General features: G+C 52.3%; 20 protein-coding genes and 2 pseudogenes. 5 read left to right on the forward strand and 17 right to left on the reverse strand.

From position 1 onward, the window contains the following. Positions 1–69: 69 nt before the first annotated feature. Positions 70–411: pseudogene (locus AACQ81_RS11390) on the forward strand (IS66 family transposase); the annotation flags it as partial. 112 nt (positions 412–523) lie between these two features. Here AACQ81_RS11390 and AACQ81_RS11395 read toward each other — a convergent pair. The 5 genes from AACQ81_RS11395 to AACQ81_RS11415 are packed head-to-tail and all read right to left on the reverse strand — an operon-like array spanning position 524 to position 7,418. Then, entirely contained in the window at positions 524–991 is a 468-nt protein-coding gene (locus AACQ81_RS11395) for a DUF6392 family protein (protein ID WP_237385413.1), read from the reverse strand. Beyond that, positions 988–2,907: an S-type pyocin domain-containing protein gene (locus tag AACQ81_RS11400; protein WP_237385414.1), complete on the reverse strand. Its 1,920-nt coding sequence runs from the start codon at positions 2,905–2,907 to the stop codon at positions 988–990. Before AACQ81_RS11400 ends, AACQ81_RS11395 begins: the two co-directional genes overlap by 4 nt. Positions 2,908–2,925: 18 nt before the next feature. Continuing rightward, positions 2,926–3,702 carry a DUF4123 domain-containing protein gene (locus AACQ81_RS11405; protein ID WP_086954407.1) on the reverse strand — a complete coding sequence of 259 codons (777 nt, stop codon included), beginning with the start codon at positions 3,700–3,702 and terminating at the stop codon, positions 2,926–2,928. Further along, on the reverse strand, positions 3,699–5,663 hold the full coding sequence (locus AACQ81_RS11410; RefSeq protein ID WP_237385415.1) for a type VI secretion system Vgr family protein: 1,965 nt from the start codon (positions 5,661–5,663) through the stop codon (positions 3,699–3,701). Before AACQ81_RS11410 ends, AACQ81_RS11405 begins: the two co-directional genes overlap by 4 nt. 9 nt (positions 5,664–5,672) lie before the next feature. Then, on the reverse strand, positions 5,673–7,418 hold the full coding sequence (locus AACQ81_RS11415; protein ID WP_237385416.1) for a type VI secretion system baseplate subunit TssF: 1,746 nt from the start codon (positions 7,416–7,418) through the stop codon (positions 5,673–5,675). A 378-nt stretch (positions 7,419–7,796) separates the two neighbouring features. On the opposite strand from AACQ81_RS11415, the gene AACQ81_RS11420 reads away from it, so the two are divergent. Then, on the forward strand, positions 7,797–8,219 hold the full coding sequence (locus tag AACQ81_RS11420; protein WP_237385417.1) for a hypothetical protein: 423 nt from the start codon (positions 7,797–7,799) through the stop codon (positions 8,217–8,219). A gap of 96 nt (positions 8,220–8,315) precedes the next feature. On the opposite strand, the gene AACQ81_RS11425 is transcribed toward AACQ81_RS11420, so the two are convergent. Further along, complete coding sequence (locus AACQ81_RS11425) at positions 8,316–8,792, reverse strand: hypothetical protein (RefSeq protein WP_237385418.1); 477 nt, start codon at positions 8,790–8,792, stop codon at positions 8,316–8,318. Positions 8,793–8,870: 78 nt separating this feature from the next. After that, positions 8,871–9,029, reverse strand: a pseudogene (locus AACQ81_RS11430) (type VI secretion protein); the annotation flags it as partial. 213 nt (positions 9,030–9,242) lie between these two features. On the opposite strand from AACQ81_RS11430, the gene AACQ81_RS11435 reads away from it, so the two are divergent. After that, complete coding sequence (locus tag AACQ81_RS11435; protein ID WP_237385420.1) at positions 9,243–9,701, forward strand: outer membrane protein assembly factor BamE; 459 nt, start codon at positions 9,243–9,245, stop codon at positions 9,699–9,701. Between the two features lie 98 nt (positions 9,702–9,799). Here the strand turns inward: AACQ81_RS11435 and AACQ81_RS11440 are convergent, their stop codons facing one another. From AACQ81_RS11440 to AACQ81_RS11485, 10 genes are read right to left on the reverse strand one after another with little or no spacing between them, the layout of a single operon-like run. Beyond that, positions 9,800–12,568, reverse strand: a complete 2,769-nt coding sequence (locus AACQ81_RS11440) for a conjugative transfer ATPase (RefSeq protein ID WP_237385421.1) — start codon at positions 12,566–12,568, stop codon at positions 9,800–9,802. Then, a complete protein-coding gene (locus AACQ81_RS11445; RefSeq protein WP_237385422.1) occupies positions 12,568–12,969 on the reverse strand; it encodes a TIGR03751 family conjugal transfer lipoprotein in 402 nt (133 codons plus the stop codon). The genes AACQ81_RS11440 and AACQ81_RS11445 overlap by 1 nt, the downstream gene beginning before the upstream one ends. Further along, positions 12,957–13,313 (reverse strand): hypothetical protein, encoded by a 357-nt coding sequence (locus AACQ81_RS11450; RefSeq protein WP_237385423.1) that lies wholly within the window; start codon positions 13,311–13,313, stop codon positions 12,957–12,959. The genes AACQ81_RS11445 and AACQ81_RS11450 overlap by 13 nt, the downstream gene beginning before the upstream one ends. Next, positions 13,313–14,731: a TIGR03752 family integrating conjugative element protein gene (locus AACQ81_RS11455; RefSeq protein ID WP_237385424.1), complete on the reverse strand. Its 1,419-nt coding sequence runs from the start codon at positions 14,729–14,731 to the stop codon at positions 13,313–13,315. Before AACQ81_RS11455 ends, AACQ81_RS11450 begins: the two co-directional genes overlap by 1 nt. Continuing rightward, the gene (locus AACQ81_RS11460) at positions 14,721–15,554 is read right to left on the reverse strand and encodes a TIGR03749 family integrating conjugative element protein (protein ID WP_237385425.1); all 834 of its coding nucleotides are present in this window, start codon (positions 15,552–15,554) and stop codon (positions 14,721–14,723) included. Before AACQ81_RS11460 ends, AACQ81_RS11455 begins: the two co-directional genes overlap by 11 nt. Then, positions 15,551–16,207: a PFL_4703 family integrating conjugative element protein gene (locus AACQ81_RS11465; RefSeq protein ID WP_237385426.1), complete on the reverse strand. Its 657-nt coding sequence runs from the start codon at positions 16,205–16,207 to the stop codon at positions 15,551–15,553. Before AACQ81_RS11465 ends, AACQ81_RS11460 begins: the two co-directional genes overlap by 4 nt. Then, positions 16,204–16,560: a TIGR03750 family conjugal transfer protein gene (locus AACQ81_RS11470; RefSeq protein ID WP_237385427.1), complete on the reverse strand. Its 357-nt coding sequence runs from the start codon at positions 16,558–16,560 to the stop codon at positions 16,204–16,206. Before AACQ81_RS11470 ends, AACQ81_RS11465 begins: the two co-directional genes overlap by 4 nt. Before the next feature lie 10 nt (positions 16,561–16,570). Continuing rightward, complete coding sequence (locus AACQ81_RS11475) at positions 16,571–16,948, reverse strand: TIGR03745 family integrating conjugative element membrane protein (protein WP_237385461.1); 378 nt, start codon at positions 16,946–16,948, stop codon at positions 16,571–16,573. Between the two features lie 36 nt (positions 16,949–16,984). Next, on the reverse strand, positions 16,985–17,221 hold the full coding sequence (locus AACQ81_RS11480; protein WP_086954000.1) for a TIGR03758 family integrating conjugative element protein: 237 nt from the start codon (positions 17,219–17,221) through the stop codon (positions 16,985–16,987). Then, a complete protein-coding gene (locus AACQ81_RS11485) occupies positions 17,218–17,547 on the reverse strand; it encodes an integrative conjugative element protein, RAQPRD family (RefSeq protein WP_237385428.1) in 330 nt (109 codons plus the stop codon). Before AACQ81_RS11485 ends, AACQ81_RS11480 begins: the two co-directional genes overlap by 4 nt. A gap of 158 nt (positions 17,548–17,705) precedes the next feature. On the opposite strand from AACQ81_RS11485, the gene AACQ81_RS11490 reads away from it, so the two are divergent. After that, complete coding sequence (locus tag AACQ81_RS11490) at positions 17,706–18,383, forward strand: DUF5710 domain-containing protein (RefSeq protein WP_237385429.1); 678 nt, start codon at positions 17,706–17,708, stop codon at positions 18,381–18,383. Between the two features lie 177 nt (positions 18,384–18,560). Next, complete coding sequence (locus tag AACQ81_RS11495; protein ID WP_237385430.1) at positions 18,561–18,914, forward strand: FxLYD domain-containing protein; 354 nt, start codon at positions 18,561–18,563, stop codon at positions 18,912–18,914. Positions 18,915–18,919: the final 5 nt, after the last annotated feature.

Here is an 18,919-nt window from a genome sequence, read left to right on the forward strand (position 1 = left end):
CAAACAATTCATTTTTCCAAAATGCAAAAAACCATCGGCTAAACGGCAGAAAAATACCGGATCCGCCAGGAACAGGTGCTGCCCAAAAGCAAGCTGGGTGAGGCGGTGACTTATCAGGGCAACCAATGACCCAAACTGATCCGCTATCTGGAGGACGGTCGCCTGTCGATCGACAACAATCGGACTGAAAGGGCCATCAAACCGTTTGTCATCGGGCGAAAAGCGTGGCTGTTCAGCCATACCCCGCGCGGTACACAGGCGAGTGCGATTCTCTACAGTGTCATTGAAACGGCAAAAGCCAATGGACTGATCCCCTCCGAGCATGTCATGACTTGTCTGGATGAGTTATGTCAGTCCGCCCCGGATCTGGAAAAACTACTGCCATGGAAGAAGATGATAAGCAAGGGATAGTTTAGTTGACGCTTACAAGTAGGTAACGGAAAAGATATGAATATCCGAGCGGCCTACTTTTCGGCTTGGTTTATGAATGGCGGAAAATAACCGCCATTGTATATATTAATCGTCACCAACTTACTTCTGATGTGAGTACGAATGTTATTTCTTTTACATTCTCTTGCAGATCATAGTCAAGTTGCATACTTACAGGAACTTCAAATTTCAATGCAGAATACAACTCTGTCCAACCAACTTCCTTTTTTATACGCTTACGTGGTGGCAAAAATTTATCGGGTGTTCCTAATTTTTCATGCACCCACTGCCTACCCATTAAAGGATTCAATGGATAAGGTAACACATTAGGAAATTCCCAATTAATTCTCTTTTCATCAAGCAAAGTAAGCGTAATTTCTTTCAAAAGTGTTTCGTTTCTATGAAATGCTAAAAAAACACCTTCTTTAATCATATCAAGAGTTATAACATCAGATCCTGCAAAACCACTAGGCTTAGTTTTATATTCTATAATACCTATATTGACAATTTCTTGATAAGATTTTCCTAGGCTGTTAACTAACGCTTTGATATTGACTGTCATTTACTATATAACCCCTGTTCGTCATTAATTTTGTGCATCTTAGCACGCGCGTCTTCTAACTCTTTCTCTGTTGCCCCATACTCCTTAAGTGCGGGTTTTACTGCATCAAAATTACTATCCATAGCTTTGCGTAAATCCAATGAATCATCTTCTATTCTAGATTTATTTCTTCCACCGTATGTTTCACTGACTTTTCTATGAACATCAGCAGGAACTATTAGGGCAGCAACATCCTTAGCTAATTCTGCCAAATCTTTTTCTTTAAGGTCGGGGTACAATCGTTTGAAATATAATCGTACTGCCGCAGCTGAGGGCATATGATCGGCATGATGACCATCTCTGGGTCTACCCTGAAAACTACTATACAAATCAACTTCCAAAAATTTAGTCGGAGGTTTACTCAAATAAACATAAATCGCCGGAATACCCGATATAGGAAATATCAGAATATAATCGCGGAAATCCTTTTCCTGTGGTGCTGGAGTGGTCAGTTTAGTCGGCCCATGCTCGCTCACATCCGGTATCGGCGTAGTAGTGCTATTTCCCCCGATTTCATTCGGATCCTGCTGTGGGTTGACGTAAGCACCATCCCGCCAGTCCCTTTCCTCAGGTATCGGCAGTCCCGGCGTCTGCCCGGTGACTTTAGGATCCAGTACTGCCACTTTGACATTAACAGTAGAATCTTGTGAGACCGATTTGCCAATATCCTGCTGGGATAATCCACCGGATGCCGTATTCTTATACCAGACCAATGTCGGCGATGAAGCACCATCTTCCCAAAATTCATACCGGTTTAAGGATTCATTATATTGCACATGGCGGACTTTTACCGGATCCAGCTTACCCTCTTCACTGGTATGGTATCCCACGGCGGTCAGCTGCCCTGTTTCTGCATTCTCCACAAAACGGTAGCGAACACGGGTGTTCGCCGTACCCTTTGCATCAGCAATTTTCTTTAGGCCTTCATGGCTGAATAAATCACCGTTATCGCCATTCCACAAGTTTCGTAGCATTATCCCTAATACATGGACAGATGCACTGGCAAGTTGATATTCACGGGTAAGACTGGACTGAATGCCCTCCAGTGTTATTTTCTCATTTTTGGATAACAGCGGTTTTGATTCTTTTTTCTGGCTACCATTATCCTGATTTACAGCTGTCGCTGCCGCTCCTCCTGCTAAAGCCGCATTTGTCTGTTGCACTCCGGTCATATAAACATCTATGAGCGGATGCGCTTCTGCGCGCCCGAACATCTGATTTCCCACCCAGGCAATCGCCTGTAAGAATAACGGTTCAGAGTCATCCTTCCTGCTCTGGCTCGCCATTGCTCTCACGTTCTGCTTCTGCGTGGTGTGGTAGATTTGCATCTGCCCGAAGTTGGTATGCGGTTCAGTTTCTGTGCCTGCATCGGTACATCCTGCGGGTTGCAGGCAGGATTTGGCAAAGACCGGTTTCGCGATGCGGGCGATTTCCAGTACATGTCGGCGGTTATGACCGGGTCTCGCAATAAATCCCGGGTAACCGGGATCAGGATAGTATCGTGACGCTAACAGCGCATCCTGTGTCCAGCCTTTCACGTCCGGTGTCGAGTCACTGATGTCCCCCGGCACCAGTTGATGATAAGCCCCCGTCCCTTTTGGTGTTTCGATGGCCTCTGACGGTGACTTTTCAACCAGCTGCTCAGCCAGTTTCTGCCCGTCCACATGCAGGATCATCGGCTTCGGCGGTAAATTCTCTTCTTTCAGTATCCCCTGACCATCAGTCACTCCACTGGCCTTCACAATGCCATCCCAGCTTTTCAGGGTATAAGGCAGGCCGCCCAGCGGCTTACCCTGATTATCGGTCAGTTGAAATTCCAGCCAGTGTGTGAATACCTTATCGCAGGCAACACCATCCAATCGTCCTGTCTCACTCATTAACGTAATCCTTTTCAGTTAAGGGGTTATCCCGCTCTCTGCCAGAAAGTCCTGCACGGTCAGTGCCTGAAGACGGTTGCCCTGCTGACGGCGGTGTCTCAGCCAGCCAGACAGCCGCTGCGCCAGCGCCCCGCTCGGGGTATCCAGCTTCATGGCCAGTTCACCCTGCGCTTCCCACAGTTCATAGGTCAGGGTCTGCGCATAGCCTTCCAGTGCCACATCAGACTGTTCCCACGCCGCAATCAAATGCGGCTCCAGCACAAAAGGGCGTTCAGTCTGGCTCGGCGGGCAGTTTTCCGGGCGGCTGAACACCGTCGGAGCAGGCATATCGATCATCAGTGCCGTCACCGGATTCAGCAGGGAGGTCCAGTCGGTGGGCTGCATGGCCGGCATCAGCACCCGGGCAATGCGGGTATCCATCAGACGAAAGACCACCTGTTCATCGCGCAGGGTTGCAAACTGATGCCGCTGCCAGTGAGATAACTGGTTTTGCCATGGAATTTCACTGCGATATGCCCAGCCCCAGCTTTCATCACTGAGCGCCCGGCGATCCAGCAAACGCCCGAGCGCCGCGAGACTGCCGGCCTTCGGCTGGATTAACCACGGTCCCTGATCCATCAGATGCGCCAGTGGCGTACCGCTGTAGAGAGGAAAAGCCTGTGCCACCCAGTCATTGGCATAAAAGAGGTCAACGGGATTGGGCACCGCCAGCTGGTTGACTATAAAGAAAACCGGCGCGTGGTGGGGTGTGCTGAGCCAGGTTGTCCAGGCGGTGTTTTTTAAGCTGGCTGTCATGATTTCCCTCCCGGTGACTTAATCACCCACGCGGCGCTTTCCTGTGCCTGACAGGCGCAGTATTTTTTGACCGGAAATTTGACATCCGGCAGAGCCGGCACGCCTTCCGGTAATTGCAGGGCAATTCCCCGCCCGCTGCTGCCGGAACCGGCGCCCACATTAATCATGGAAGACTGGATACAGCCCGGCGTCACTTTGATAAATGCCCCGCCCACTTTCAGGCTGATTTCCGTGGCGGCTTCCAGCACAATCCTGCCGCCGCTTTTGACGTGAGTTTCCTGTGCACTTTCACTGAGCAGCGCATCGCCGGCCTGAATATGCTGTGACCCCGTAATACGGTGGGAAACATCGCCTTCGGTGCTGTATTTCCGGCTGCCCTTGACCTGCGAATGCTCGTCCGCCTGAATATCGCTGTAATGGTTATTGTCGATACGCTGTTTCTGGTCATGCTGGATATGCCAGTGCACATCATTTTCGATATGAGCCGTGAAGTCCTTCTGGCCGTGGATATACACTTCCTCACTACCCTTTGCATCCTCAAAGCGCAGTTCGTTGAACCCGTCCCCCTTGTGGGTCTGGGTTCTGAATGTCGTGCGGGTTTTCTCTGCCGGTAAATCCAGCGGCGGCCGGTTGCGGCCGTTGTAGGTGCATCCGGTGACAATCGGCCGGTCGATATCGCCGTTGAGGTAGGACACGATAACTTCCTGACCGATACGCGGGATCGCCATAAAACCAAAACCGTGCCCGTTCCAGCCCTGCGCCACACGAACCCAGCAGGATGAGCCGTCACCCGGTTCATCGTAGCGGTTCCAGTGGAAATGGACTTTTATCGCCCCATGCTCGTTGACGAAAATCTCCTCACCTTCCGGCCCGACTACCGTGGCCACTTCATCCCCGTCGGCCATCGGTTTGTAACGGTAAGGCGGCCGCCAGTCGTCCCAGCCCGGAATAAAGGTGAGACTGTTAGTCAGGGTCGTGCCTTCACCGGCTGTGCCTGCCGCCTGAGGCTGGACGCCATGGTGCGTGATGCTGACCACCTGCCAGCGATCGTTCATCGTGGCAATCGGATGACGGTTGAGCACAAAAATTTTGCCCGGTCGCAACTGAATACAGTTGGTACTGGCCGATCCCATTTTACTTTCACTGTTGATCTGATTGAGGCGCAGCAGGGATTGCGGCTGACCTTCTGCGTCCAACTGAAAACGCCCGTAACTTTCAAACACCCCGTGCCCGTGCCCCTGCTCCCGTCTCGCCTCATGTTGCAGCGGATAGGACGGACGCAGGAAATTATTGTCTTTGTGGACAAATTCATCGGGGCAGAGAAATTCACCATAACGCCACTGGGAAACAGCCGTGTCGGTATTATCCGTGTCAGCCTGCGGGTTATAGGTCAGGAACAGACCGGCCAGCATGCCAAGGTGAGAATTGCTGTAAAAAAGTTTATCTTCCTCAAACCAGAAGGTAATGCCTTCTTCCGCCGCCAGCCGGCACCAGAAATCATAAGCCGACTCGCGTTTCTGCGTGGTGTATTCCCGCACCGGATGATAGCCTTCCTCTTCATAGAATTTGCTGTCTGACTTAATGTGGTGCTCTTTCAACAACTGTTTAAGCATATCCGGCACGGTCAGACGGTGAAAAATGCGACTGTCCTGATTGAGGGTCATGCGCCACATTTCCGGCCGGATCGTGAACGTGTAATACGTGCGTCTGCCGTCACTGTTCCCCTGCTCGGCGCCGGCCACGATACCATTAATAGTGCGTTCCACCACACCATCACGTCTTATCGTCAGGGACGCGGCCATCCCTAACTGTTCGCCGAGCAAGACCGTATCCAGTGCACTGACCACGGTCAGGTTCAGATGATACAACTCAGACAGGGCTTCCCGCAGACTGAACTCCACGACCTGAAAAGTGGTGGCGGGCAGTTTGCCGATTTGACAGGTAAAGACTAATCCATCCATTGTTTATCCTTACATTATGGGTCGATATCCCCGAAGGGGAGACGGTGACAGACGCCACTGCTCGCCGGAAGGCTGGCAGATAACGTCCATCAGCATCAGCATGTCATTGCTGAGGAAAAACGGCAGGAACTGGTAGAGCGCATCGGCAAAACGGAATAACTCGCCCCGGCTGGCATACGCGTTTTCATCCAGTGTCAGGGTGATATACAGGCAACGGTGCGGCTGCCCCTTTACCAGCCTGTCGCCGGCTTCCGACTTAATTTCCCGTATACCGTCAATCTGTTGCCGCAAATGGCGGCTGATTTGCCGATCGTGGTCAGGGTATAAATCGTAATCCCGCAACAATTGCCGGAGCGCATCCGCCGACAGCAGCACGTAACTGCTCATGGCGTAATGGGACAACAGGGACCAGTGCCGTTCGCTGTCCGCCATGGGCGGATAACTGGCTGAAACCGGGGTCACGGTACGTATCTGAAAGCGATCCGGCAGATTTTCGGTCAGGCAGTCTGTCCCTGTCGCCAAGGTTATCGACCGGGGATCAAATGATGCAAAATGGCAGGTAAACTGGCGGCGGGGCGGCGTTTCCATCCGTTTTGACCGGCAGTCATAAAACACCAGTGCGTATTCCAACCGCCCCAGTGCATCACAGGTCAGCTCCAGCGCATAAAACCAGGCTTCATCATACTCAGACTGGTAACGGGACATGCCCGTTAACTGACTGATCGGATAAAACCGTCCGGCTTCCCCCCGCGTCCGATCCTGTTCACCGGGTTCACCTTTCAGGGTAATGTCGGTCACCTGCAATACCCGCTGATGCGGCGCCAGTGGCAACGGATAGCGCGCGGTCTCTGGCCTGAAAGGCAGCGTGAGCCGTTCCGGACGGCCATTCACCACCGGCACACAGTGCAACAGAAACGCACCGGCCAGCTGTTCATCAGACAGTGACAGTAACGTGTCCAGTTTCAGGGTGAGCGTGAAGGTCCGGTTATCCGTCATCGGCAAGCGCCGGGATTTAACGGGATACGGCATATCCAGCGTCAGGAAATGATGAACATGGGGCAGATAAAAGGATTCCATCAGCAGTTGCGGCGCCCAGTTTCCCGCAGCTACGGGCGGAGATAAAACCAGCCGTTCCGCCCCGGAGCGCGGAGCAAATCGCAGGGTTTCCATCACATAGCGTTGCCCGTTATGGTGCAACTCGCCGCCATAACAATAACGACACAATCCCAGCAACAGGTTGTCTGCGACAGTGTCATCAGCGCTGAGAAAGAACTCGATGGGCCGGGTCTCCCAATAATCATCCTTGCCGGTGTACACAAAAGTCAGGGTGATTTGCGTTTCCTGCTCATGATGGCTGATGGCCCGTCCGACCAGCATCAACGGCTGGACATCACATTGCCGGGCCGTGATAAACGTTTGTCCGGCAGGCACCTGAACTTTCGTCTCGGACGGCAGTGAGAACGCGAAATCCGCGTCTTTTTCGCCCACAATCTGCATAATGCCCGTGGCAGGCAGACCTTTTATCGGCTGTGCCTGCAAACGCTGCAATAAGGGCTGTGTCAGCTCCGGAAACCCATCATCAATTTTCTGGCTTGTCCGGGCCATTAAGGCAGCAAACCCTTCATTTAAACGCTCAACCCCCGGGTCCCGTCCACTGAGGATATCCGCCAGATGCGGCTTCTCTTCCTGTGTCAGTTTCTCCCGTTCCCGCAGGTACGTCAGTTCCTGCTGAAAATAGCGTTCAAATTGATCCATCACGCCGTCCTTTTATACCGGTATCCGATCGCTTAAAAAATAGGACAGCATGCTAAACGATTTGATGGTGAAATTAAAATCAACTGATAAGAAATATTACCCAAATAAGAGTGGTAATAAGACGGAGTCTGGTGAATTCATCTGAATAAACCGATAAAATGGTCATAAGGCATGATGATAAATGCTATTTTTATTAAACATTTTTAAAAAATACACCCCTGACCCAAAAGTCTGAAAATTAAAACACCTTGCTATATTGTGATTTTGATCACGATTTATTTTTACAAAACAAAGGGAAGACCGAGAGATCCGGATTTGTTGCAGTCAACACAGAATCTGTTATACCGTGTTTTTCTATCATCTTTATAGGAACAACGTATGAAATCATGGATACAAGGATCAGAAATTGATGAGCACATTGATTTAATAGGAGATGACAATGCCGAATATTACAGAAAAGCACTTATCGACTATGTTAATCAGTATCAGGATGAATGTCCTTCAGACTATCTCGAAGAAGTCTGGCTCTATATGCAGATAAAATCTGAAACAGGCGATATGGACTTTACCGCTGTTCCTGATGAAATCATCGAAGCAATAGAGATCGGCCGTTATGAATATTGCTTTAGTTTGAATGAGATTGCATCAGCCTACAAAATCTTGGTTAAACCGCAACCAATTACCTGCACTGACATTAAGTCCTTCGCCAATCATATACTCGAAGCTTTTTCCTGTTATTTGCCGGAAGAGGCGTTTTTCAATCAGGAAATCCAAAGATTAAAAGGCATATTAGCAAAGTGAATAAACCACGGGATGTGACCCTTTTCATGGAATGATGAAGGCGTTACATGCCAACAGCGTGTTTTAAATACCGTGTGCAATGCTTAAATGACAGTATCATCGGTGGATAGGAATCCCGTTAAATGTATAAGTACAGCATTGGCAGTGAATAGTAATGTCACTTTCGGATAAGTCAGGGTTCACTTTCCTTAAAATGCCGGACTCATCAACGAACAATCCGTTATAATAACTTGATTCACTGCAACAAATGTAATCTCTTTGTTCATGCTCATGCAATGCAACCATCCAGAATATGGGAGCTGGTTTATCCAAACGTTGCACAGTTTCACTGTATACCTGATCCCATTTTTCACCCACTTTACTCAGTAAAAACATAAAAAGCGGCGTGTAATCTAAGCCACGCCTTGGCTTGCCTTTCATTGACAGAAAGTATGGCATATCCCCCTTGATTCGTTTTTGTTTGGCCCGCTCCCACCGATACTCTCCGCCATGATGGTGAAAAACGAAATGGGCTGTTGTATTGACCCGGCGATACAGTTTCTTTTTTCTATTACCTGATTGAGGGTTTTTCATGCTTATCGTTATCTCAGTTTTTTGGGTAATAGTATTAACTTTATCTCAGCAAATATACCCGATAATAAGATTGAATATTTATGTTAGTTGCAACCTCCGCACCACATCCATCTTCCTTGCAACCAGAACAGCGACTTCCGGTTCATTGCACTGATGTTCCCGCATCAATGCCCGTCGTTCGGTTTTTTCTTCTTTTTCCACCATGGACAGTGCCAGATAGAGGGTTGGTGGCACCATCTCGATTTTTTCACCAGTATCAAGCAGAACTTATAAAGGCAGGAATTCACGGTCACAAGTAGCGAGTGATTCAGCTGACTTATGCGGTGCAGAATGCCTTGACATTGAGGATAAAAGAACAATTCTGACACAACATGGTTATGATCCTAAATTAGTTGATGATGCTCTCGAACTGCTGAAGCAACGTAATCGTGAAATAGGAACAATTAAGAAATGATTGACTGGAATTTATTTATCAACGCACTTGGCGCGACTGAATCGTCTAAAGAGTTCAGTGAACTTTGTTTAGCAATAGAAGAGCAAGCTCAAGTGTCGCAAGATCCTCTCGAATATAATCTTCCAGAAGGGCCAACGACGTACTATAGCTTTATTCGCTCAGGGATAGAGATAGGATTCATACAAGAAAAATTGAATCATATACGCTTTTATTCCGATAACAACGATGAGTACGAAAATTTTACAGGAGTTCTAATCTCCGATATACAAATGGGATGGAATAAAGAAAAAGTCCTTAAAGTACTGGGAACTCCATCGAGAACTGGAGGTGGTGAAGTGGGCATGTTTCATCGCTACATCGATGATTGGATAAAATATGAATATCCAGAATACGCCTTACATTTTCAATTTAATCCAGATGGTTTATTGTGCCATAGTACTTTAATGCAGCGGTAACGTATATCAATTCAACGTGTAATCTGCAATGACCCCGTATACCGGGGTCATTTAAAAACCAATTAACACACTGATAAATATCAAATTAATAATTACCCTTATGGATTTTGAATGGCAGAATCTGCCTTCAACCCCCGTGCCATATCCATCTTCCCTGCCACCAGAACAGCGGCTTCCAGTTCACTGCACTGATGTTCCCGCATTAACGCCCTACGCTCGGCTTTTTCTTCTTTTTCCGTCATGCCCAGTGCCAGATAGAGGCTCGGTGGCACCACCCGGAACAAGGCTTCAATTTTTTTCGCCAGCACCACGCCTTCAGTATAACAACGGGGCAGTTTACTGGCAGAGAGCAACACCGCTTTTTGCTCTTCCGTCAGTTTCTTAAACCGGGCAATCTGCTCCACTTCATCCGGTGGCATGGTGAGACACAGCCACCATTCGGCCATGTTCAGCATCTTTTCGGCGGTATCCGGGTAGTCCGCCAGGTTTTGTGTGGCGAGCCACAGCCAGGCCCCCAGTTTACGCCACATCTTGACCACCTTGGTCATGTAGGGGGATAACAACGGATTGGTGGTGGTAATATGGCCTTCGTCAATCACCAGTTGCAGCTCGCGGTCCTGATACTGATCCCGTTCGGCGAGGTTATTGACTTTATTAATCAGTGACACCATCGCCAGTGCCATCTGCGCCGAGTAATTCTCCCGCGCCAGTGTGCCCAGATCAATCAGGGTGACATCCACTTCCGGCCATGGCGCACCGGGACGGTTAAACAGTTCGCCTTCAAACCCCTGGGTAAACATCGACATGGCGCTGGCCATTTCATCGGCCCGTGCCCGCCGGTGAGCGGTGATTAACGGCTGGCCGTGGTCATCCTGCTGATGATGACGGGCAATGGCATGCAGCGCGTTCTGTAAGTCTGATGCCACCATCTGGCGCGACTCGTCAAAACTGGTCCGGGCGGCCTGCATAATGGCTTCACGGATTAATCCCCGATCGGAGCGGGTCAGGCGCTCTTCCTCTCTTTTCTCCCCGCCGGTGATCATCAGCCGGGCGGCAATTTCCATCTCGCCCAGAATATCACGCTGTTCATCCCCCTCTTCTTCCGGCTGTTCATCGGTATCAGGAATATCGGCTTCATGGATGCGCAATTGGTCGGGACTGAGTTGCAGCAACTGATGGGCATCGGCAAACAAGGCCAGACTGACGCCACAGCCCGGTCTGATGCCGATTTTATTGACCGTCAGCCCCAGACTTTCGTAGTAATCGGCCAGCAGGCCAAAGCTGTTACCGGCTTCGACAATAAACAGGCGTGGCCGGTGTATTGCCATTAACTGGATCAGCGAGGCACACAGGGTGGCAGACTTCCCTGCACCGGTCGGGCCAAACAGCAGCAAGTGGGCATTCTGGGTGCGATCCTGTTTGTTCATCGGATCGAAAGTCAGCGGTGCCCCGCCCCGGTTAAAGAAACTGAACCCCGGATGCCCGGTGCCGGTTGAGCGCCCGGTCACCGGCAGTAATCCGGCCAGATGCTGCACCCAGGTCAGGCGGCTGTGCCAGTGTTTTTTATCCTGCTGCGGGTTAAAGCACATCGGCAGCGCCCGCAAATAGGCATTCAGTGGTGACACACTGAATTCCGGCCGGACCGGCTGCAATCCTGCGGTCAACAGGGTAGACGATAACTGGTGCACCCGATGATTCAAATCAGGCAGATCCCTGCCACGGACTAGAAAAGTGAGTGCACTGCGGTACAGTTTATGCCGTCGCCCCAGCAATGCTTTGACTTCCTGCACATCCTGCCGGACACGCAGCGATTCGGTGTTGTCCCCCACGGCATTTTTCGCCAGCCGGGTAAAATCCTCCTCCAGCCGATCCTGTGCCTGCGCCACAATCGTCAGTGACACCACCGTGCCTGCCGGCATCATATCCATCAGGGTATTGATATTGTCCCCCCGCTTCACTTCGCCGGTCAGCGTGCCCGGCTCCGGTGGCCGACGCAGGCGTTCCACCGGGATCGCTTTATGCGGCAGATTGTCAAACCACCAGACACCGGCCTCAGGATCAGACACCGGTGGGGTAAACCACAGGCTTTCGGCAAAATCCGTGCTGACGGGGAGATCCGATTGCGCGGGTGTGGCATAACGGACCGCCCGGTAAAAATCGGCTTTTGCCATCCCCCAGTCCGGCGCCGGATTAAAATGCCGTAACAGCCAGCGGTGGATTTGTTCTCCCTGTTGGCGGCGGGCTGTCACACCGGCGGCGGCCAGTGATGAGACCAGTCGTTCACAGACCTGATTGAGGGCCGCCACCGGCGATAACGCTGCGTTGTGACGCGGTGATTTGTGGGCCGGCAGCCAGCGGTAAACTACCATGCGGGTCTGGCGCTGCTGCCCCCGCCACGGCTGCCCGGTAATTAAACTGTCCTGAAATACCCCGTCAGGCCGGGCAATGCCGGTCAGGTGACGGGCCGATTCGGCCAGAAAGGCCCCGGTAAAGGCGGTGCCCTGTGCCCACGGTTTTACATAGTGCCGCAGGGTACGGAGATACGGGTCAGGCTCATCGTCATCCTGACAAAAGAACTGCACCACCCACGGTGAAATATCATCCTCTTCCAGACTGTCCTGCACCGCATCTTCCAGCTGGTCGCGGATTTCAGTCAGACGCTCAGCCGGGCGGCCTTCGGTGGCGATGGGTTCAATGCGGTAGACCGCCCCGACGGAAACCCCGTCATCCAGCAACAGGCACTGCTCTTTTTCCAGATATTCCACCCAGGGCAGGTAATCAATAATAGAAGGATTGGCCTGATAAACGGCGGCTTCATCGGCCTCACGCAGCTGGCCGGGGCGGTTCAGTGGCTTGAGTTTTTTCATTAGTGTGCCTCCGTGCGTTCACCCGGCAGGGCATACTGCACCTGACTGTAAAACGGGAACACCGTGCTGTAACCCGGTATCGGCGTATTACCCGCAACCAGATGCGGGTAGACATACATCACCATATCGGGGTTGGGTAAACGGGGAAACTGTTGGCTGATTTCCTGTGCCGCTGAACGGCTGTAGTGATAGGGTTCGTCCAGTGCCCGGTGCCGCCCGGCGGGGGTTAATGCCCGGCGCAGCACTTGCCTTGCTGAGGCTGCGCGGTGCCCGGCCTGGTTTCCCTGCCACATCGCCAGCACCGTCTGTTCACCGGCAGGCAGCAAGGTGTCTTTCGATGTCGAACAGCCGGCCAGCCATCCCGCCAGACACACCACCCAGACCCGGTTCAATTTTCGCATGCGTCAGTCTCCGTCATACCCAGAAAATCAAAGGTGGCAAATTCCGGGTGCACGGCCAGCTCTGACAGCGCAAACGGCAGCACCGCCCACTGTTCAGGCTGAGCTTCTGCGTGACCGGCAATCTGCGTCTGCCACTGGCTTTCACTCAGGCGAAACACGGTCACCTCGCCGTCTGCCAGTTCCCGGTTTTCCGGACCGGTGGAGAGATATAACCGCCGCGCTTTTTTACGTACAGGCCGCCAGTCAAGCTGAACGGGGACGGAGGCAGAATGAGGTGTGATACTGACCCGCAGGCAATAAGGCTGACCGGCACGGAACAGCCATTGAGAAGAGGATGTTTCCATTAATCTAACGCTTCCTGATGTTGTTGAACGGTGTCACTGAACCCGTAGCGCACCTTACGGCCTGTTGTTTCGTAATCAATCGCCAGACTTTGGCTGATATGCACCACAACACGGGCACCGGGCGGTACATACACCGCATCAAAGGTCTGGCTGTAACGTTGTTTCAGCCAGTCACTCATGTCCTTCATGCCACCGGACAGGGCTTTGCCCAGTGCCGCCTGTCCGGCACTGCCCGTTAACGCGGTGGTGAGTCCGCCGGTGCCGTTAGTCTGGGCGGTCTGTTGGCTGTCGTTCAGCGCATCACCCGCCGAGTTCATGGCGGAGAGGGCAAACAGTGTCGGCAGATAGGTGCCGGCATTCGATTTGCGCTCGCCGCTGATGCAGGGAATGCCGTTTTCATCGGACAACCAGCCGATATTGCCGGTCTTCTGCCCGCTGCCCGGCAGGGTGCGCACCGTACCGTCCTGAAACACAAAAGTGATAGAGTTGACCTGACCGCGCACGCAGGAAAGCGTCCAGTCCCCGCTGGCTGAGCCGGACACCACCGCCCCTTCCACCTCCCGCAGTTCAATGCCGTTGGCGGTCAGGTTGTCTTTACCGATAAGAATTTTGAACGGATAAGGATCCGTCACCGTGCCATTAACCGGTACCCGGCCTAATAACGCGGTCATCGCCTGACTGCCGGTTAACGTGGCATTTTCCGGCAGGGTATAGACCGGTTTCTGCTTTTCGTCCTTTGGGGCATTCTGAAGCGAAACCGGTTGGGATTGATTTTGTCCGGCCACCGGTAGTTCACTTAAAAATGAGGTCGGGTATTGTGCCGGAGCGTTGCCCTGGCCGAGGCCCGGCCCGGTTGCCGGTTTTTCATCGGCCGGCGTTATCCAGATAAGGTCATCCTGCCCGGTGCCTGTATTTACTGAATAGGGATAACTTTCCCTCCCCGGCGGGATCGGACTGTCGGGCGTAGTCAGCGGGGCTGAATTCAGCCGCTCGGTCAGTAAATCCATCTGCGCCAGTAATCCCTGCTGCTCATCCTGCAAATCGCGCCGGCGCTGTTCATCGTCCTGCCGGATAGCCGCAACCGCCGCGTCTATCTGACCGGCCACATCGTGATGCTGATTTTTGAGCTGGTCATTTTCTTTCAGGATATCGGCATTCTGCCGGGTTAACCGTTGCTGCTCGGCCCGCACTTTATTGAGGGTGCCGACCAGCGTTCGCAGGGTATCTTCCGGTGTATCACCGCCGACGCCCAGTGCCTGTAACTCCTCCGGTGACAGGGTGGCCAGCGCATGATTAGGCGATGGCGCAGCAGGTGCGGCCGTATCGGTTGAACTGCAACTTCTGAGACCGATAAACCCGCCGGCGAGCAGTACCGCCGGCACCAGTATTTTCACCAGACTGTTGGATTTAATCTGCATGACGGTCTCCCGCTTTCACCGCGTCCGGCTCAGAAATAAAGGCGTTCTCCGGCTGTCCTTTGACCACCAGATACAGCACCGTAGTATCTTCCGGTGTGCCGGCTGTTCCCAGCCAGCGATGCTGGAATGTCGCGGCGACAAACTGCCCCTGCAAGGCACGCGGGTCGAGCGTGAGCAGACGTTTCGCCGTATTGCGCAGTTTCAGCGCCACCACGGTATGATTTTGCACACGCCAGCCGGCCAGCGGCGCCACGTCAATCGGCTCTGAGGGATAGAGCGTGGTGATGGATGAAGCCAGATGCAGACTGACCGGATGAATGCCGGTGACCGGCTCAACCGTGCGCAGTGGGGCATACAGTTGTTGTGCGGCATGGCGGGTCAATACCACCGGCACGGGGGCCGATAATGAGTCTTTGCGCTGACGTAGGGATTTTTCGGCGGACGCGGTTTGCTTTTCATCCCGGTAACGCAGGCGAACCGGCTCGTCCGGAGCCGTTTTCGCCGTGCTGATATCCAGCAGGATAATTTCCCCGTTTTCACTGTCCTGCAATTGCAGCCGGGTCGGCGGAAAAGCCTCATTGGCTTTCAGGTAAATCGCCCCGCCGGCGCTCTGCACCCGCAGTTTCTCGCTGAGTGACGGCGTCAGACCGACCCGCACATTCCGGTCAGCAAAAATAATCCGCTCCTGACCGACTTTCAGCGTCACCGGTAACGGAATGCGTTCCCAGGTCAGCAATTCCTCGGCACTGGCGCCAAAACTGCCCAACAGAACAGAGAAAAACCCGGCCAGACAGCACCGATAACGCGACGGATACCGGCTCATTGAAATACCCCCTTTTTATCTTCCACAACTTGTGGCATCGCTTCCAGCCGCTGTGGCATGCCATCGTAACAATCCAGTGCCAGTCCGAACGGATTACGCTCCGCATCCCCGTCCCAGCGCACCACGTTCAGGGGATAACGCACCAGCGCCCGTTTGACGGATTCGGCGTGATAATATTCATCCGCCACCAAATCCAGCCGCACCCCCCAGCTATCCCGACCGTGCACCGTCACGCTTTTGGTGCCATAGCCCCGGCCGGGCACTTCATACACCACCCGCACCCGGTCGGCCAGTTCCCCACTGTCAGCGCGGGTTTTGGCATCTTCACGCAGAAAATCCTGACAGGCGGGTGTCAGGTAAGGGGATAACGCGGTAATTTTGGCCGGATAATCCTGTGCCCCGTTTTTCGGCCAGGCATTCAGCTGCTGGAAGATATAAAAGGCAAAACTGTAGACACTGGGTGGCGGCACTTCCCACCATGCACGGGTGCTGCCACTGCGCAAATCCGGCGGGTTATGGACAGTCAGATTGCGCGGTGCGGTCATCCAGCCGGTCAGGGTGATCAGCAAAACCAGTACTAACACCCCGCAAGCAAGCCGCAGGGTCAGAATATGCTGATCGCGATTTTTCACCGCATGACGAAACCGGCTCATCGCGCTCTCCTGCTGCGACGCAATGACCAGCCCTGCGCCGCAATAATCAGGGCCGGATCACCGAGACCCAGCCGGCGTTTTTGCTCTGCCAGTGTCAGCCAGAGATAATTTTCCGGTTTGCCGCGCTTAAACTGTGCCAGCCAGCGCCCGCCAAAACTAATCAGCAGCAACGGCATCACCAGCATGCCGGTGGGGAGCATCACCCAGCCCGCCAGCGGAATAAGAGTCAGGCTCACCATCAGCCCGACTCCCAACCCGGCCAGGGCGGCCAGTCCCATCTCCGGCGTGGTAAAGCCCCGAAAGACGACCGGTTCGGCATTTAAGCGATCAGGTAAGAACGGGATCGTCTGCATGCGCGGCCCCCTAAAAAATAATACCGGCTGATTTTGCCAGCAGCCAGATCACCGCAACCAGCAGCACCACGCCAACCACGATAATCGAACCAAACTGGGTCCAGCTGGCTTTGCCGTCACGCACTTCGGAGAAGGTTTCCACGGCAGCGGAGGCGACTTTAAAAAATGCCACGGCCGAGAGGATTAAGCCCCCAATCACAATGCCATCCTGCGCATAGCCCTTCACCTGACCGAGCAATCCGCCGCCACCGCCACTTTTCGGCGGTTCGATGGCCGGCAAGTCTGCCCGGGCGGATTCACAGGTCAGACCGAACAGCAAAAACAGGGTACTGATCCGGGTCATCAGGTGCGTACTGATACGACGGCAGAAGGTAAAAACAGGTTTCATCATCAAGCAGTTCCTTTTTTGATTATGTTCATTGCATCAGCTGGCAAACATCCAGACCGCAATCACCAGTAACAGCGCCGTTCGCAGGGCAAACTGGCTGAGGGTCTGATTACGCACGTTGTCATTCGCCCAGCCGTTCCAGACATCCAGCGCCGCCCAGGCGGCCCAGAGGAACAGCGTCGCGAAGAAAAAGCCGACACACACCAGAGACAGAAAATGAATATCAAAGTGTCCTGAAGCCGCCTCAAAGGCATGGCGCTGGGTCGGGGTCATTGCAGGCGTTCCTGACGATACTGACCGGATAACGGCGCGGGTTCGTCCGGCTGCTCGCGGGAAGGCATCAGGTAATGTTCGATGCCGGTTCTGATGGTGTGGAGATCCGCGCGGATACGGGTGTAATCAAAGTGATAGCGGGGCGGTTTTTCGCTCTCCGCGGGCGTTCCGGCAATACTGGCGCGCTCCAGCGCTATCTGTACCTGCTCAATCAGCCGCGTTGCGCTCGCCAGCTCATCGTTTTCGGCCGCCTGCACAAGGGGAACACACAATACCGTCAGACCCAGCAGACAGGCAGACCGGGACAGGGAAAAGCAACCACGCATACACACTCACCTCGTGATGGAATTCAGGATGCCGAGGATGCGGGGTTTTTTACGGCGGATCAGCAATAAACTCTTTATGCTTTGATGAAAATTAGCTACATAGTCTGACTAATTTATTGAATTAACGGTTTAACAATGAGTGAAAGGAAGAAAGCAACATGCTGCGGATTGATTTAGACGTGCCCGATGAGGAATATGAACAGGTCAGGAAGCTGGGGGCACTCTGGGATGCCGCTGCCCAAATTTGGTACATCGACGAGCGTTTTGACCCGACGCCGTTTAAAAACTGGTTGCCGTTCTACAATGTGCATGCGGAATACTGGTATCTCGCCCAGACTCGGACAACCTGCCCGCACTGTCAGGCTCACACCACGGTGACGGCCTTTATGCTGCCTACTGGTCATAAAATGCTGGAAGAGATTGATGACGATGACTATACCGAGCAGGACAACCCTGCTTTTGTTTTTTATATTGCCGATATTCCGACTGCCGTGCGCAACGTATTATCCGGCTTTCCCCATACCTTACGCAAAGTAGTCGGTCAGCGAATACGAAGAGAGCACTGGATAAATCACTGTGAACACTGTGATGCGCCGCTGGATGATGCCGACCTGTTTGCCGAAGTTGGTGGGGCGTTTTTTCCGTCTTCCGGCAAGGATGCTGCCGCTATTCAGCTTCACCGTATTAATGAGCCTTTTATCGGTAACTGTCAGGACATCTCACATCAGTATCGCCATGTTGATCTGAAAAATCTGGACAGTGCTATTTATAGTGCCGGGGATTGGTTCGGCTTGATGACGCAAGTCGTGAATGTTTCATCAAAATATCTTCAGTAGAAAGCTAATCCTGTAAATTGTAAGCTATCCATCATGCATTATAAGAAACACTCTGGAAACAGAGATAATCCCGATGGTCTGATGTGAATGAACGAACACAGAAACAGGTTTTTATAATGGAAAAAACTGAGCAAAAATCAATTAACACCTTACAAAATCAAAAGGAACAGAAATAATATGATCACTCGTTTTCAAAAAGTTGGTGCTGCATTGACGATGGCGGTATTAATGACTGCTTTTTCATCTTTTGCCAATCAGGAAGATCGAGTTTCAGTCACCAATCTTCATGTCAAAAATGGACAGAATGGCATCCCTTACATAGCAGGTGATGCACGAAATAATACAAACATAACGCTAAAACATGTCGCTATTAAGTTTAATCTTTATCAGGGAAGTGACGTGGTGGCTAACACGATTGACACTATAGAAAATTTGGGTCCAGGCGAAACTTACAAGATACAAGCGCCAGCCAATCCTTTTCAGTATAAATTTGATTCTTACAAGGTCACTTCCATTAATATTATCGAATAATCCTT

The organism is Xenorhabdus sp. Sc-CR9 (assembly GCF_963897815.1).
Taxonomy (GTDB): Bacteria; Pseudomonadota; Gammaproteobacteria; order Enterobacterales; family Enterobacteriaceae; genus Xenorhabdus.

Bases quoted from the DNA above. Each gene is read 5' to 3' on its own strand.
- AACQ81_RS11435 (WP_237385420.1), top strand. From the start codon at position 9,243: ATGATTGACTGGAATTTATTTATCAACGCACTTGGCGCGACTGAATCG.
- AACQ81_RS11490 (WP_237385429.1), top strand. From the start codon at position 17,706: ATGCTGCGGATTGATTTAGACGTGCCCGATGAGGAATATGAACAGGTC.
- AACQ81_RS11445 (WP_237385422.1), bottom strand. From the start codon at position 12,969: ATGCGAAAATTGAACCGGGTCTGGGTGGTGTGTCTGGCGGGATGGCTG.
- AACQ81_RS11415 (WP_237385416.1), bottom strand. From the start codon at position 7,418: ATGGATCAATTTGAACGCTATTTTCAGCAGGAACTGACGTACCTGCGG.
- AACQ81_RS11425 (WP_237385418.1), bottom strand. From the start codon at position 8,792: ATGAAAAACCCTCAATCAGGTAATAGAAAAAAGAAACTGTATCGCCGG.
- AACQ81_RS11480 (WP_086954000.1), bottom strand. From the start codon at position 17,221: ATGACCCCGACCCAGCGCCATGCCTTTGAGGCGGCTTCAGGACACTTT.
- AACQ81_RS11400 (WP_237385414.1), bottom strand. From the start codon at position 2,907: ATGAGTGAGACAGGACGATTGGATGGTGTTGCCTGCGATAAGGTATTC.
- AACQ81_RS11475 (WP_237385461.1), bottom strand. From the start codon at position 16,948: ATGAAACCTGTTTTTACCTTCTGCCGTCGTATCAGTACGCACCTGATG.
- AACQ81_RS11460 (WP_237385425.1), bottom strand. From the start codon at position 15,554: ATGAGCCGGTATCCGTCGCGTTATCGGTGCTGTCTGGCCGGGTTTTTC.
- AACQ81_RS11470 (WP_237385427.1), bottom strand. From the start codon at position 16,560: ATGCAGACGATCCCGTTCTTACCTGATCGCTTAAATGCCGAACCGGTC.
- AACQ81_RS11395 (WP_237385413.1), bottom strand. From the start codon at position 991: ATGACAGTCAATATCAAAGCGTTAGTTAACAGCCTAGGAAAATCTTAT.
- AACQ81_RS11440 (WP_237385421.1), bottom strand. From the start codon at position 12,568: ATGAAAAAACTCAAGCCACTGAACCGCCCCGGCCAGCTGCGTGAGGCC.
- AACQ81_RS11420 (WP_237385417.1), top strand. From the start codon at position 7,797: ATGAAATCATGGATACAAGGATCAGAAATTGATGAGCACATTGATTTA.
- AACQ81_RS11450 (WP_237385423.1), bottom strand. From the start codon at position 13,313: ATGGAAACATCCTCTTCTCAATGGCTGTTCCGTGCCGGTCAGCCTTAT.
- AACQ81_RS11455 (WP_237385424.1), bottom strand. From the start codon at position 14,731: ATGCAGATTAAATCCAACAGTCTGGTGAAAATACTGGTGCCGGCGGTA.
- AACQ81_RS11465 (WP_237385426.1), bottom strand. From the start codon at position 16,207: ATGAGCCGGTTTCGTCATGCGGTGAAAAATCGCGATCAGCATATTCTG.
- AACQ81_RS11405 (WP_086954407.1), bottom strand. From the start codon at position 3,702: ATGACAGCCAGCTTAAAAAACACCGCCTGGACAACCTGGCTCAGCACA.
- AACQ81_RS11485 (WP_237385428.1), bottom strand. From the start codon at position 17,547: ATGCGTGGTTGCTTTTCCCTGTCCCGGTCTGCCTGTCTGCTGGGTCTG.
- AACQ81_RS11495 (WP_237385430.1), top strand. From the start codon at position 18,561: ATGATCACTCGTTTTCAAAAAGTTGGTGCTGCATTGACGATGGCGGTA.
- AACQ81_RS11410 (WP_237385415.1), bottom strand. From the start codon at position 5,663: ATGGATGGATTAGTCTTTACCTGTCAAATCGGCAAACTGCCCGCCACC.